Origin of the sequence: Pseudonocardia endophytica (assembly GCF_004339565.1) — a bacterium.
Taxonomy (GTDB): Bacteria; Actinomycetota; Actinomycetes; order Mycobacteriales; family Pseudonocardiaceae; genus Pseudonocardia; species Pseudonocardia endophytica.
The window spans coordinates 1,184,373-1,197,477 of sequence record NZ_SMFZ01000001.1 but is presented as its reverse complement, the minus strand read 5'-3'; the positions used below and the strand labels follow the sequence as shown (position 1 = coordinate 1,197,477).

General features: G+C 73.7%; 16 protein-coding genes. 7 read left to right on the top strand and 9 right to left on the bottom strand.

Translation table 11 applies throughout. The features are described 5' to 3' along the window. Positions 1–5: 5 nt before the first annotated feature. A complete protein-coding gene (locus tag EV378_RS05240; RefSeq protein ID WP_132421572.1) occupies positions 6–1,004 on the bottom strand; it encodes an alpha/beta fold hydrolase in 999 nt (332 codons plus the stop codon). A gap of 260 nt (positions 1,005–1,264) precedes the next feature. Here EV378_RS05240 and EV378_RS05235 point away from each other — a divergent pair, with 260 nt between their 5' ends. Both EV378_RS05235 and EV378_RS05230 read left to right on the top strand, forming a co-directional pair. Further along, the gene (locus EV378_RS05235) at positions 1,265–1,759 is read left to right on the top strand and encodes an NUDIX hydrolase (RefSeq protein ID WP_132421571.1); all 495 of its coding nucleotides are present in this window, start codon (positions 1,265–1,267) and stop codon (positions 1,757–1,759) included. Beyond that, a complete protein-coding gene (locus EV378_RS05230; protein WP_132421570.1) occupies positions 1,756–2,751 on the top strand; it encodes a pirin family protein in 996 nt (331 codons plus the stop codon). Before EV378_RS05235 ends, EV378_RS05230 begins: the two co-directional genes overlap by 4 nt. 3 nt (positions 2,752–2,754) lie before the next feature. On the opposite strand, the gene EV378_RS05225 is transcribed toward EV378_RS05230, so the two are convergent. From EV378_RS05225 to EV378_RS05215, 3 genes are read right to left on the bottom strand one after another with little or no spacing between them, the layout of a single operon-like run. After that, positions 2,755–2,991, bottom strand: a complete 237-nt coding sequence (locus EV378_RS05225) for a hypothetical protein (protein ID WP_132421569.1) — start codon at positions 2,989–2,991, stop codon at positions 2,755–2,757. A 47-nt stretch (positions 2,992–3,038) separates the two neighbouring features. Further along, complete coding sequence (locus EV378_RS05220; protein ID WP_132421568.1) at positions 3,039–3,806, bottom strand: methyltransferase domain-containing protein; 768 nt, start codon at positions 3,804–3,806, stop codon at positions 3,039–3,041. A gap of 4 nt (positions 3,807–3,810) precedes the next feature. Continuing rightward, positions 3,811–4,023 carry a helix-turn-helix domain-containing protein gene (locus tag EV378_RS05215; protein WP_132421567.1) on the bottom strand — a complete coding sequence of 71 codons (213 nt, stop codon included), beginning with the start codon at positions 4,021–4,023 and terminating at the stop codon, positions 3,811–3,813. Between the two features lie 205 nt (positions 4,024–4,228). On the opposite strand from EV378_RS05215, the gene EV378_RS05210 reads away from it, so the two are divergent. The 4 genes from EV378_RS05210 to EV378_RS05195 all read left to right on the top strand — a co-directional run bounded on the left by EV378_RS05210 (position 4,229) and on the right by EV378_RS05195 (position 7,288). Further along, positions 4,229–4,897 carry a transglutaminase domain-containing protein gene (locus tag EV378_RS05210; RefSeq protein ID WP_207908581.1) on the top strand — a complete coding sequence of 223 codons (669 nt, stop codon included), beginning with the start codon at positions 4,229–4,231 and terminating at the stop codon, positions 4,895–4,897. A 14-nt stretch (positions 4,898–4,911) separates the two neighbouring features. After that, entirely contained in the window at positions 4,912–5,973 is a 1,062-nt protein-coding gene (locus EV378_RS05205) for an MBL fold metallo-hydrolase (protein ID WP_243653293.1), read from the top strand. A gap of 195 nt (positions 5,974–6,168) precedes the next feature. Further along, a complete protein-coding gene (locus EV378_RS05200; RefSeq protein WP_165922148.1) occupies positions 6,169–6,657 on the top strand; it encodes a DUF3145 domain-containing protein in 489 nt (162 codons plus the stop codon). 70 nt (positions 6,658–6,727) lie between these two features. After that, positions 6,728–7,288 carry a hypothetical protein gene (locus EV378_RS05195; RefSeq protein ID WP_132421564.1) on the top strand — a complete coding sequence of 187 codons (561 nt, stop codon included), beginning with the start codon at positions 6,728–6,730 and terminating at the stop codon, positions 7,286–7,288. Between the two features lie 53 nt (positions 7,289–7,341). On the opposite strand, the gene EV378_RS05190 is transcribed toward EV378_RS05195, so the two are convergent. The 5 genes from EV378_RS05190 to EV378_RS05170 form a co-directional block, all read right to left on the bottom strand. Next, positions 7,342–8,586, bottom strand: a complete 1,245-nt coding sequence (locus EV378_RS05190) for a beta-ketoacyl-[acyl-carrier-protein] synthase family protein (protein ID WP_132421563.1) — start codon at positions 8,584–8,586, stop codon at positions 7,342–7,344. 38 nt (positions 8,587–8,624) lie between these two features. Beyond that, positions 8,625–8,867: an acyl carrier protein gene (locus EV378_RS05185; protein ID WP_010231572.1), complete on the bottom strand. Its 243-nt coding sequence runs from the start codon at positions 8,865–8,867 to the stop codon at positions 8,625–8,627. A 45-nt stretch (positions 8,868–8,912) separates the two neighbouring features. Next, positions 8,913–9,899: a beta-ketoacyl-ACP synthase III gene (locus EV378_RS05180; RefSeq protein ID WP_132421562.1), complete on the bottom strand. Its 987-nt coding sequence runs from the start codon at positions 9,897–9,899 to the stop codon at positions 8,913–8,915. Beyond that, a complete protein-coding gene (locus tag EV378_RS05175) occupies positions 9,896–10,825 on the bottom strand; it encodes an ACP S-malonyltransferase (RefSeq protein ID WP_132421561.1) in 930 nt (309 codons plus the stop codon). The genes EV378_RS05180 and EV378_RS05175 overlap by 4 nt, the downstream gene beginning before the upstream one ends. Positions 10,826–10,942: 117 nt before the next feature. Further along, on the bottom strand, positions 10,943–12,268 hold the full coding sequence (locus EV378_RS05170) for a PucR family transcriptional regulator (protein ID WP_243653292.1): 1,326 nt from the start codon (positions 12,266–12,268) through the stop codon (positions 10,943–10,945). A 66-nt stretch (positions 12,269–12,334) separates the two neighbouring features. Between EV378_RS05170 and EV378_RS05165 the strand changes: the two genes are divergently transcribed. Next, the gene (locus EV378_RS05165) at positions 12,335–13,072 is read left to right on the top strand and encodes a pirin family protein (RefSeq protein ID WP_132421560.1); all 738 of its coding nucleotides are present in this window, start codon (positions 12,335–12,337) and stop codon (positions 13,070–13,072) included. The last annotated feature ends 33 nt before the right edge of the window (positions 13,073–13,105 follow it).

Sequence of the window (13,105 nt, the reverse complement as noted above, 5' to 3'; positions counted from 1 at the left end):
GGCACTCACGTCGCCGACCGCTCGGCACCGTTGTCGCCCGGCCCTGGCCCGGGCGGCCTGCTGCGCAACAACTGTCGCCACTGCTCCCGGTTCCACTGCGCGGGCCGGGTGGACGCCACGAACTCGTCGACCAGCGCGACGAAGCGGGCCGGGTCGGTGTGGAACGGGAAGTGCCCGGCCCCCTCGACGATCTCCAGTCGGCTGCCCGGCATCGCCGCGTGGGCGCGGTGCGCGTGCGCGACCGGCACGACGGCGTCCCGCCCGCCCCACACCAGCAGCGTCGGCATGCCACGCGTCAGGTAGCAGCGGTCCAGCATCGTCACGACCTGCCCGCGCCAGTCCACCACCGCCCGCAACGTGCGCAGGAACGCCGCCCTGGCCGTCGCGTCCGGCAGCGCGTCGACCACGCGCAGCAGCTCCCTGGCGTCGACGCCGAGGTCGCCGCCGGCCAGGCGCAGCGCCTCGGCCAGCGCGCCGATCTGCAGCCGCACCCCTGGCAGGCGCAGCGCCGCCATCGCGAGCTGCGCGCCCGGCAGGCTCGCGGCCCGCAACAGCGGCGTCACCTCCGGCCCGGCCCCGCCGCTGCCGACCAGCACGAGCCGCTCCACCCGGTCCGGGTACTGGTACGCGAACTGCATCGCCACCCCGCCGCCCAGCGAGTGCCCGACCAGGGTCACCCGTTCCAGCCCGAGGACGCCGAGCAGGTCGCGGACGCCGTTCGCGTACGCGGCGACCGAGTAGTCGGCCCGCGGCTTGTCCGAGTGCCCGTGCCCGAGCAGGTCCGGTGCGACGACGAGGTGTCGCCTGGCCAGCGCGGGCAGCACGCTCTCCCAGGTCGCGGAGCTGTCCCCGATGCCGTGCACGAGCACCAGCGGCGAGCCGGACCCGGCCACACGGAACGCCCGCCGGTAGCCGTGCACCGTCCGGTAGCGGAGCTCGGAGCCTCGCGGCGGGACGACGCCGAGCCGGTCCGCCCCCACGCGGGGGGAGTTCCGGACGGCCATGCGCGTGGACGGTAGGCCCGCCGCATTACCCCCGTGTTGCCCCGACGTGTCCTCGGGCGCGGGCGCCCGCAGCTGCGACGACCATCTCGCCGGCACCGTGGGGCGTCGCCGTCACCCGCCGGCCTGATCCGGCACGACCCGCTGCGGTCCACCGACCGCGTCCCGGACGACCGCCGCCGCGACGACGACCCCTACCCGAGCGCCCTGCCCGGCCACGGACGCTCACGATCACCGACATGGGCCCGGCCTAGAGTCGAGCCGTGACGAGTCGCTTCCGCGTGGTCCCGGCCGCCTACGTACTCCTGCTCCGCGACACGGAGGCCGGCACCGAGGTGCTGCTCCAGCTGCGCTCCAACACCGGGTTCCGTGACGGGTACTGGGCGGCCGCCGCGGCCGGTCACGTCGAGCAGGGAGAGCCTGCCCCGGTGGCCGCGTGCCGGGAGGCGCTCGAGGAGCTGGGCGTGACCGTCGTCCCGGACGATCTGGTGCCGCTGATCACACTGCACCGCACGCAGAACACCGGCGATCCGGTCGACGAGCGCGTCGACTTCTTCTTCACCTGCCGCCGCTGGACCGGCGAGCCCCGGCGGAGCGAGCCGGACAAGAGCGCCGACCTGCGCTGGTTCGCCCTCGACGCGCTGCCGGACCCGGTCGTCCCGCACGAGCTGCAGGTCCTGGACGCCGTGCGCAGCGGTTCCGTGCCGCCGATCGCGACGCACGGGTTCGCCGCGCCGGGGGATAGCCTGCTCGGATGAGTGACCTCGCGCCCGACCCGTCGGTGCAGATCTGCGCCGGTGACCCGGCCGCCGTGCCGGTGCGGGAGCGGATCGAGGCGAAGACGGTCCGGCTCGGCGAGAGCACCGAGGTCCGACGGCTGCTGCCCCGGATGGGCAGGCGGATGGTCGGTGCGTGGTGCTTCGTCGACGCCTACGGCCCGGACGACATCGCCGACGAGCCCGGCATGCAGGTCGCCCCGCACCCGCACACCGGCCTGCAGACCGTGAGCTGGCTCCTCGACGGTGAGGTGCACCACCGCGATTCGCTGGGCAGCGACCGGGTCGTACGCGCCGGCGAGCTCGGGCTGATGACGGCCGGGCACGGCATCGCGCACTCCGAGCAGTCGCCGGACCCGCACTCGCCCGTGCTGAAGGGCGCCCAGCTGTGGGTGGCGCTGCCGGAGGCCGACCGGGACGTCGAACCGCGCTTCGAGCACCACGCCGACCTGCCGGTGGTCACCGACCGCGGGCTGTCCGCGACCGTCCTGCTCGGCGAGTTCGCCGGCGCGCGCTCGCCGGGCCGGGTGCACAGCCCGTTGGCCGGCGTGGACCTGACGCTGGGCCGCGGCGCCGACGTGCTGGTGCCGCTGGACCCGAGCTGGGAGTACGCCGTCCTGCCGGTCTCCGGTCACCCGGACGTCGACGGCGGCGCGCTGGCCGGCGACGAGCTGCTCTACCTGGGTTGCGGGCGGCCGGACCTGCGCCTGCGGGCGAACGGTCCGGACGACCGGATGCTGCTGATCGGCGGCGAGCCGTTCGACGAGAAGATCGTCATGTTCTGGAACTTCGTCGGCCGCAGCGCGCGGGAGATCGCCGGGTTCCGCGACGAGTGGCAGGCCGGGATCGCGGGATCCGCGGCAGGCGACCGGTTCGGCACGGTGCCCGGCTTCGATGGCGACCCGCTCCCGGCGCCGGCGCTCCCGGCCGCAGGCCGGCTGCGCCCCCGCGGTCGCGTCGAGGACCGCCGCTGAGGATCACTCCGGGTCGACGAGGCAGATCTCCACGCTGACGTCCGGACGCTCCTCGTCGCCGTCGGGGTCCCAGGCCCAGTGCAGGACCCACTCGACCTCGTAGTCGTCGCGCGGCCACCCGACCGGTGCGTGGTTGACCCACTCGCCGGCCCGCGGGATGACCCGGAACCACCGGACCTGGCCGAGCTGGTTGCCGACCCGGACCAGCGCCGGGACGAGACCGTCGTGCTGGGGAGGCATCCGCGGATTCTCGCCGGTGGGCTCCCGGAACGGAACCCGGCCACGGATCAGGGCAGCGCCGCGCGGAAGCAGTAGCGGTTGAGCGAGAAGAAGTAGTCGTCGCGGTCGGTGACGTCGGCGAGCCAGGCCCGCGCCTCGTCGTCGGTCACCCCCTGATGACCCGGCACGTACCGGGCGATCATGCGGCTCATCCCTGCGCTGAACGTGTCGGTGTCCCACACCGGGTTCAGCAGCGGGATGACGTCGACCCGGACGTCGTCGAAACCGGCCCCGCGCAGCAGCGGACCGAGCGTGGAGGGCAGGCGCGGGTGCGCGAGGTGGTCGTCCCAGGCGTCCATGACCCGCCGGTGCCGGTCCCGGTCGTCGACGTGCCAGACGGCGGAGTCCCAGTCCGTGTCCAGCACGAGCACCCGCCCACCGGGGCGCAGCACGCGGGCGAACTCGCGCAGTGCGGCCGGCACGTCCGGGACGTACTCCATGACCTGGGTGCAGACGAGCGCGTCGAACGGCCCGTCCGGGAGCGATCCGGCGCCGTCGACGCCGCCGTCGGACACCGTGGCCAGGTCTCCGCAGCGCTCCCGGGCCATCGCGGCCATCGCCGGGCTCGGGTCCAGACCGGCCGCGGCGCCGGTCGGCCCGACCGCCGCCGCGAGCGATGCGAGCAGCTGCCCCGGCCCGGTCCCGACGTCGAGCACCCGCTCGCCGGGCCGCACGTCCAGCAGCTCCAGCGTGCGACGCCGTTGCCCGACGACGTCCGGCGTCGCGTAGGTCGCCGCGAGCCGTCGCGCGCTGTCGCCGTCGTCGAACGGGAGCATGGGGCTACTGGCCGGGATAGCGGGCCGACTCGATCAACTCGTCGACGGCCTCCGGCGGCACGCGGAACGACCGTCCGAATCGGACGGCGGGCAACTCGCCACTGTGGACGAGGCGGTAGACGGTCATCCGGGACACCCGCATCCGTTCCGCCACTTCGGCCACCGTCAGGAACGGTGCCTCCTGAGTCCCCCGCTGGTCGGGGATCCGTCCATCCATGTCGTTCGCGCCCCTCATGATCCCTGGTATTGCGTCCCGAGACGATAGCCCGGAATGCCTGACACTCCGGGGTTGATCACCCCACCCGACCGGGTGGGACCGCCCCCGCTGATCGACGGTGGGTGCGTGCACGATCACGAAGAGTTGCGTCTGTCGTGGCGTAAGGTGCGTGGTGCAACGTCGCCGTGACCGGGGGAGTGGTCGTGTGACCGTCGAGACGGACGTGCCCGTAGACGCGGACCTCGCTCCGGCGTGGTTCGTGGACTCCGACGCCCCGAACGTGCGCGCGTTCGCCGAGCGGGTCACGGCCGGCCGCGAGACCCGGACGGAGAGGGCGATCGCGCTGTTCGACGCCGTCCGCGACGAGTTCTGGTACGACCCGTTCTGCCTCACCACCGATCCGGAGGCCTACCGGGCGAGCCGGATCGTCGAGCAGGACCACAACTGGTGCGTCCCGAAGGCCGTGCTGCTCACCGCCGCGGCCCGGGCCGCCGGGATCCCGGCCCGCGCCGGGTTCGCCGACGTCCGCAACCACCTGAACACGCCCCGGCTGCGCGCCCGGATGAACGGCGCGGACCTGTTCGTCTACCACGGCTACACGGCGCTGTACCTGGACGGCCGCTGGGTCAAGGCCACGCCGGCGTTCAACGCCGAGCTGTGCGCCCGCTTCGGCGTCGACCCGATCTCCTTCGACGGCCGCACCGACGCGCTGATGCACCCCTACGACGGCAACGGCGACCAGTACATGGAGTACGTGCGCGACCGGGGCCTGCACGCCGATCTCCCGTTCGACGCGCTGATGGCCACGTTCCGCGAGTACTACGGTGAGGGCATGTTCACAGCGGACGCAGGGTCGGACACGTTCACCCGTTGACCTAGGGTGCGATGGTGACCGCAGCATCCGTGACCGACGACGACCCGGACGGCGACTGGACGGCATCGGGGGTGTTCCGGTGCGCGCCGGACGTCTACCGCATCCCGCTGCCGCTGCCCCAGGACGGCCTGCGCGCGGTCAACGTGTTCGCGGTCGCCGACGCCGACGGCTGGACCCTGATCGACTCCGGCTGGGCCATCGACGAGGCGCGGGAGCTGCTCGAGGGCGCGCTCAAGGCGCTCGGATCCGACTTCGGCGACGTCCGCCGCTTCCTGGTCACGCACGCCCACCGCGACCACTACACGCTGGCCTCGATGTTGCGCCGCGAGTTCGGGGCGCGGGTGATGGTCGGGGCCGGTGAGCGCCCGAACTTCGACGCGATGCACGCGGCGGACCACCGGCCCGGCAGCACGGATGCCACCCGCCTGCGCCGCGCCGGCGCGGACGACATCGCCGACTTCATCCTCGACCACCCGTGGCCGCAGCCGGACCCGCGGGAGTGGGAGGACCCCGACGAGTGGGTCGCCGACCGCGCCGTGATCGAGCTCGGCGAGCCGGGGGAGGAGCCCGTCCGGCGGCTCGAGGCCGTCGAGACGCCGGGCCACACGCGCGGGCACCTCGTGTTCGCCGACGACGCGTCGGACCTCCTGTTCGCCGGTGACCACGTGCTGCCGCGGATCACGCCGTCGATCGGCCTGCAGCCCGCGCCGGTGACGAGCCCGCTGGCCCAGTTCCTCACGTCGCTGGAGCTGCTGCGCACGCGCCCGGACGCGCAGCTGCTGCCCGCGCACGGTCCGCTCGGGCGCCGGGTGCACGAGCGCGTCGACGAGCTGCTGGCCCACCACGCGACGCGTCTGGACGCGAGCCTGGCGGCGGTGGCCGCCGGCGCGACGTCCGGCCGCGAGGTGGCCGAGCGGCTGCGCTGGACCCGTCGCGAGCACCGGCTCGACGACCTGGACCTGTTCAACAAGATGCTCGCCGTGATGGAGACGACGGCGCACCTCGACGTGCTCGTCGAGCGCGGGGCGCTGGGCGTCGCCGAGATCGACGGCGTCGCGCGCTACCAACTCGCCTGACCCGCCGACACACCGGCGCGGGGCCTGGCCTCGCCGGGCCGGATGCGGCACAGTGATCTCCGACGTACGCCCGCCCTCAGGAGGCGCCTGGAGAAGCACGACACTTGCACCCGTGTGAACGCGCCGCCGGCGGACCGCGCACCGAGGACGTAGGGGAAGACGATCCTCGTCTGCAGTGGCACACCGGAGGTCAGGTTGAACACACGTGGAGTGGTTTTCGTCCACTCGTCGCCGACCGCGGTCTGTCCGCACGTCGAGTGGGCGATCTCGGGTGTCCTGGGCACCCGGGTTTCCCTGGAGTGGTCGCCCCAACCGGCCGCGACGGGGCAGATGCGGGCCGAGTGCTCGTGGACCGGTCCGGCCGGGAGCGGCGGCGCGATCGCCGGTGCCCTGCGGGCGTGGTCGATGCTGCGTTTCGAGGTCACCGAGGACCCGACGACCGGTGTCGACGGCGAGCGGTTCTCGCACGTGCCGGGCCTCGGCATGTGGCGGGGCCGGACCAGCGCGAACGGCGACGTCGTGCTGCCCGAGGACCAGGTCCGCGCCGTGATGGCGGAGGCGTCGGGCGGACAGCTGCACCGCAGGCTGGACCAGTTGCTGGGCACGGCGTGGGACGACGAGCTGGAGACGTTCCGCTTCGCCGGCGACGGCGCGCCGGTGACCTGGCTGCACCAGGTCGGCTGAGCCCGGCGATCTCCCGGCCGACCGAGGGTCCCTGCGCGGCCGCGGGCGGCCGTTCGGCAAACTGGGGGGCGTGGCGACGAGGACGGGCGGGCGATGGACCGTCGTGACGGTCGTGATCCTGGTCGTCGTCCTCGTCTTGCTCGGCGGAGCCGCGTGGTTCACTGCCGGACGCTCGGCCGAGGGCGTCCCGCCGGGATCGGCACCGTCGTCGTTGCCGGACTCCGGTGCGGGCGCGGACACGGTCGCGCTCAGCGCGGACGCCGCGACACATCCCGCGGCGCAGTTGGTCCTCGAGCAGATCCAGCTCTACTTCAACGCGATAAACAACCGCGACTACGCGACGTGGAGCCAGGTCGTGACCGACGAGCGCGCGTCGCAGCAGCCGCGCGACGAGTGGCTGCGCGGCATCGGGTCCACGACCGACGGCACGATCCGCGTGGACCGCATCGTCGACCTGGACCAGGGACGGGTGCTCGCCCTCGTCCGGTTCGTGAGCGTGCAGAACCCCGACGACGGCCCGGCCGGACTGAAGGTCGGCCGGATCTGCTGGCGGGCGTCGATGCCGATGGCCGGATCCCCGCCCCGGCTCGAGGTCGGAGAGGCCGAGAACACGCTCGGCGCCCCCTGCTAGAACCGGGACGGGGTCCGGTCGGTGCCGCTGCTTCGCCCCTCGACCGCCGGGGCTCAGGCCTTCGTGAACAGCAGCGAGGCGTTGTGCCCGCCGAACCCGAACGAGTTGTTCACCGCCGCGTCCACGGTGGTCTCGCGCGGCTCCCCGGAGACGACGTCGAGCTCGACGCCCGGGTCCTTGTCCTCGAGGTTGATCGTCGGAGGGATCACGTCCCGCTGCACCGAGAGCATCGTGATGATCCCCTCGACGGCGCCCGCACCGCCCACCAGGTGGCCCAGCGCGCCCTTCGGCGCGGTGAGGACCGGGTGGTCCCCGAGCGCCTTGCGGATCGCCTTCGTCTCGCCGACGTCGCCGACGACGGTCGACGTGGCGTGGCAGTTCACGTGCGTGACGTCGGACGGCTCCAGACCGGCGGTCTCGACGGCCTTGCGCATCGCCCGGGACTGGCCCACGCCCTCCGGCTCGGGGCCGGTGATGTGGTAGGCGTCCGAGGTCAGCCCGATGCCGGCGAGCCTGCCGTGCACCGTCGCGCCGCGGGCCTTCGCGAACTCCTCGCGCTCCAGCGCGACGACGCCGGCGCCCTCGCCGAGCACGAACCCGTCGCGCCCGGTGTCGAACGGCCGGGAGGCCTTCTCCGGCTCGTCGTTGCGCTGGGACAGCGTGCGGGCCTGCACGAACCCGGCCACGGTGATCGGCACGATGCAGGACTCCGCACCGCCGGCCAGCACGACGTCGACCTCCCCGGCCTTGAGCAGCCGGTAGGCCCACGCGATCGCCTCGGCGCCGGTCGCGCACGCCGACGCGGGGGAGTGGACCCCGCCGCGGGCGGCGTACTCCAGGCTGACCATGGCGGCCGGCCCGTTCGGCATCAGCATCGGGACGGTGAGCGGCGAGACCTTCCGCAGGCCGTGCTCCTCGAGGAGGTCGTCCTGGGCCAGCAGGGTCGGGGCCCCGCCGATCCCGGCGCCGATGACCACGGCGAGCCGCTCGGGCTCGACGACGTCACCGGGCTGCCCCGGCTCGCCGAGGCCGGCGTGCGCCCACGCCTCACGCGCCGCGACGACCGCGACCTGCTCGCAGCGGTCCATCCGCCGTGCCTGCACCCGGGCCAGCACGTCGGTGGGCTCCACCGCGAGCTGCGCCGAGATGTGCACCGGCAGGTCGAACCGCTCGGTCCACTCGGCCTTCGTGGTGCCGACTCCGGACCGGCCTGCGAGCAGCGCCTCCCAGGTGGATGCGGCGTCACCACCGAGCGGGGTGGTCGCGCCGTACCCGGTGACGACGACTCCGTCGGTCATCTACGTCTCCTCCTAGCGACCGGCTCAGCCGGCCGGGCTCACTGGTGCTTGGCGATGAAGTCGACGGCGTCGCCGACGGTCTTGAGCTCGGCCAGCTGGTCGTCCGGGATCTTCGCGCCGAACTTGTCCTCGGCCTGGACGGCGATCTCCACCATGGACAGCGAGTCGATGTCCAGGTCGTCGACGAACGACTTCTCCGGCGTCACCTCGGCGGTGTCGATGCCGGCGACCTCCTCGACGATCTCGGCGAGGCCGGAGAGGATCTCAGCGTTGTCAGCCACGGTCGGTGTCTCCCTCGGGTTGTGGTGGTGCTTGCAGGTCGTCTGTTATGGACAGACGACGACCTGCCCGGCGTAGGACAGGCCTGCGCCGAAGCCTACGAGCAGCAGTGTGTCGCCGGACCGTACCCGTCCGGCGGCACGCATGTGGTCCAGCGCCATCGGGATCGAGGCCGACGACGTGTTGCCGGACGTGACGATGTCGTCGGCGACGACCATGTCCTCGCGCGCGCCCTTGGCCCGCAGTTTCTTGGCGATCGCCTCGACGATGCGCAGGTTCGCCTGGTGCGGGATCAGGACGTCGATGTCGGAAGGCTCCAGCCCGGCCCGCGCGATCGCGTCCAGCGCCACCGGCGCGATCTGGCTGGTCGCCCAGCGGAACACCGCCTGGCCCTCCTGGTGCAGCTTGTTCGTCGTCTCGCCGAGGATGCGGATGGTCGACGCCACATCGCCCGCACTGCCCCAGGAGACAGGTCCGATCCCGACCGAGGCATCGTCGGCCACACCGACCACGGCCGCGCCCGCCGCGTCGGCGAAGATGATGCAGGTCGAGCGGTCCTGCCAGTCGATCCAGTCGGAGAGCTTCTCGGCGCCGACCACGAGGACCGTCCGGGCGGTGCCCGCGCGGACCATGTCCGAGGCGACCGCGAGGCCGTAGGAGAAGCCGGCGCAGGCGGCGTTCAGGTCGAACGCGGCGATCCCGTTCGCGCCGACGCCGGTGGCCACCTGGGCGGCGGCGTTCGGGATCGGGTTCGGCATCGTGCAGTTCGCGACGACGACGGCGTCCAGGTCCGACGGGTCCACACCCGCGTCGGTGATCGCGGCACGGCCCGCGGTGACCGCCATCCACGGCAGCGACTCGTCGGGGCCCGCGACCCGGCGCTCGGCGATGCCGACGCGCGAACGGATCCACGCGTCGTCGGTCTCGACGATCTTCTCGAGGTCCTGGTTGGTGACCACACGCTCCGGCTGGAAGCTGCCGATGCCCAGGATCCGTGCTCCGGGCACCGTGGTCGGCAGCTGCAGCCCGGTCATCCGGCACCTCCGTGCTCCGCGACGAGCGCGGCCGCGTCGCCGAGCTTGTCGGGTGTCTTCACCGCCAGTGTGGCGGTGCCCTTGACGGCCCGCTTGACGAGCCCGGTCAGCGTCGCGCCCGGCGGCAGCTCGACCGACGCGGTGACGCCCCGGGACGCGAGCGTCTCCATGCAGGTGTCCCAGCGGACCGTCCGGGTCACCTGCTCGACGAGCCGGGTGAGCGCGTCGGCGCCGCTCGTGACGACGGCGCCGTCCGCGTTGGACAGCAGTGTGAGCTGCGGATCCCCGGTCGAGACCGACCCCGCGTACCCGGCGAGCGCCTCGCGGGCCGGGTCCATGAACCGGGTGTGGAACGCGCCCGCGACGGCCAGCGCCCGCACCTTCGAGCCGTCCGGGGGCTCGGCGACGAGCGTCTCGATCGCGTCCTTCGGCCCGGCCGCGACGATCTGCCCGGCACCGTTGCGGTTCGCCGGGTCCAGCCCGAGCTCGGACAGCCGGGCGAGCACGGTCTCCTCGTCGCCGCCCAGGACGGCGGCCATCGACGTCGGCGCGGCCGCGCACGCCGCGGCCATCTCCCGGCCGCGCACGCCGGCCAGCGCGACGGCGTCGTCGTCGGAGAGCACACCGGCGATCGCGCAGGCGGTGAGCTCACCGATCGAGTGGCCGGCCACGACGGTGTCGGCGGACAGTGTGACGTCGGCGAGCAGCCGGCGTGCGGCCAGCAGGCCGGACGCGACGATCAGCGGCTGGGTGACCGCGGTGTCGGTGATCTCCTCGGCGTCCGCTGTGGTCCCGAGCCGGACGAGGTCCAGTCCGACGGCCTCGGACCACCGCTCGAGCGACTCCTTCGAGGAGGGGTCCTCCAGCCACGGCGTGAGCATGCCGGGGGACTGTGCCCCCTGGCCGGGCGCGAGCAGGGCGATCACCGGTTCATCACACACCTCTCGGCGGTCGTCGTGGGATGTCGGTATCCACGAACTCTGGTCGTCGTGGTTGGAGGGATCCTCCAACAGCGAGCGTGTGACGGGGCTGACAATGCGGGCTCAACCACCGTCAGGTTGTAGGGATCGGCCGATCGTCGCCGCCTCCGGCGAGGACCGCACGTCGGGCGGGCCGGGCGTGTCGTGCCGGGGCACGCCGTTCGTGCCGTGCGGTGCCGGTGGCGGCGACGTCGCGGCGGGCTCCGCCGTGCGGTCCGCGACGAGCGCGACGCGCAGCACGAACGCGCCGCGGGCGTCGGCCGGGGCGTACCCGGTGATGTCGGCGATCCGCCGCAGCCGGTAGCGCACGGTGTTCGGGTGCACGAACAGCGCACGGGCACAGGCCTCCAGCACGCCGCCGCCCTCGAGGTAGGCGGCCAGCGTGTGCAGCAGCTCCCCGCCCGCCGCCCGCAGCGGTTCGACGAGTGCGGTGCGCAGCCGGGCCGGGGCGGACGGATCGCCGCAGAGCGCGCGTTCCGGCAGCAGGTCGTCGCTGTCCACCGGACGCGGCGCGGACGGCCACCCCGGTGCCGCGCGCAGCCCGGCGAGCGCCTCCGCCACGGCCGCGCTGCTGCGCAGCAGGCCGGGGCTGACCGGGCCCGCGACGACCGGTCCCGGCCCGAAGCCGTCCGCGATGTCCGGCAGCGCGTCCGGGTCCTCCCCGCTGCCCCGCACCGGGTGCAGCAGCATCACCAGCCGCCGTCCCTGCACCCCGACGAGCACCTCGTGCCCGCGCCGGGCGGCCTGCCTGCGGAGCTCGGTGAGCAGCTCCGGGGACTCCGGCCCGGCGTTCGAGCCCGGCGTCGGTGGACTGCCGACCAGGCACCGGACCGGGGCGTCCGGGTCCCAGCCGAGCGCCGCCGCGCGGGAGACCAGCGCGCCGTCGGTGTCCCCGCGCACGACGCCGTCGACGACGAGCGCCTCCAGCCGCGCGTCCCACGCACCGCGCGACTCGGCGGCGCCCGCGTACACGGTGGCCGCGGCGAACGCGATCTCCCGCCCGAACCGGAGGACCGCTTCGGTGAGCACCCGCCGCTCCCGGTCGTCGGCGGCCAGCGGTGGCAGCTGGTGCTCGAACACCTCGGTCGCGATCCGGACGAGCTCGACGGTGCGGCGCAGGCTGATCCGGCGCGCCAGATCCCGAGGAGCGATCCGGAACGCCTCCGCCGTCAGCCGGATGGTCGCGGCCGGCTCGGCGAGCCAGGACACGAAGTTCGCCACCCCGGTCTGCGTGACCAGTGCGACCGACGCCCGCTCGTCCGCCGGCAGCCGGGCGAACCACGGCTGGCGTTCCTCCATCGCGGCCAGGCAGTCACCGGCGAGACGGCCCGCGGCGCGCTCCAGCCTGCGCAGCGTCGTCGCTGCGACCGGCAGGTCCTCGGTGGCCACGTGCGGCAGCATGGCACGGGGCCCCGACAGCGGCACCGACAGCGGCACCGGCGGACGAGGAGCGGGATGCAGGAACGCCACGACGTGGACGTGCGCCGGTCGTCGGACCGGATGACCACCCGGACCGACTGGCTGGACTCCCGGCACAGCTTCTCCTACGGACCGCACTACGACCCGTCGAACACGCACTTCGGGCTGCTGATGGTCAACAACGAGGACCGCCTGGGCCCCGGGGCCGGGTTCGACATGCACGCCCACAAGGACATGGAGATCGTCACGTGGGTGCTGTCCGGATCACTCGCGCACGAGGACTCCGAGGGCCACCGCGGGGTGATCGGTCCCGGGCTCGCGCAACGGATGAGTGCGGGCACCGGGATCCGGCACTCCGAGCGCAACGGGGCGGAGCTCCAGGGCGTGCACTACGTCCAGATGTGGGTGCTGCCCGGGCCCGACGACGTCGCGCCGGGGTACGCGCAGCACGACGTGTCCGCGCCGCTCGAGGCGGGCGATCCGGTCGTCGTCGCGTCCGGAATGGCCCGCCACGCTGCGGACCGCGCGATCCCGATCGCGCAGCGGAACGCCGCGCTGCACGCCGTCAGGCTCCGGCCGGGGGCGGTCAGCACGCTTCCCGACGCCCCGATGGCGCACCTGTTCGTCCCCCGCGGAACGGTGGACCTGGAAGGTGCCGGGGCGTTGTACACAGGGGACTCGGCCCGCGTGTCCGGAAGCGACGGTCAGCGGGTGACCGCGGGTGCGGACGGAGCCGAGATCCTGGTCTGGGAGATGGACGCCTCGCTGGGCTGAGTCGCTCGCGGCCGCTCAGCGGGCGTGTTACCG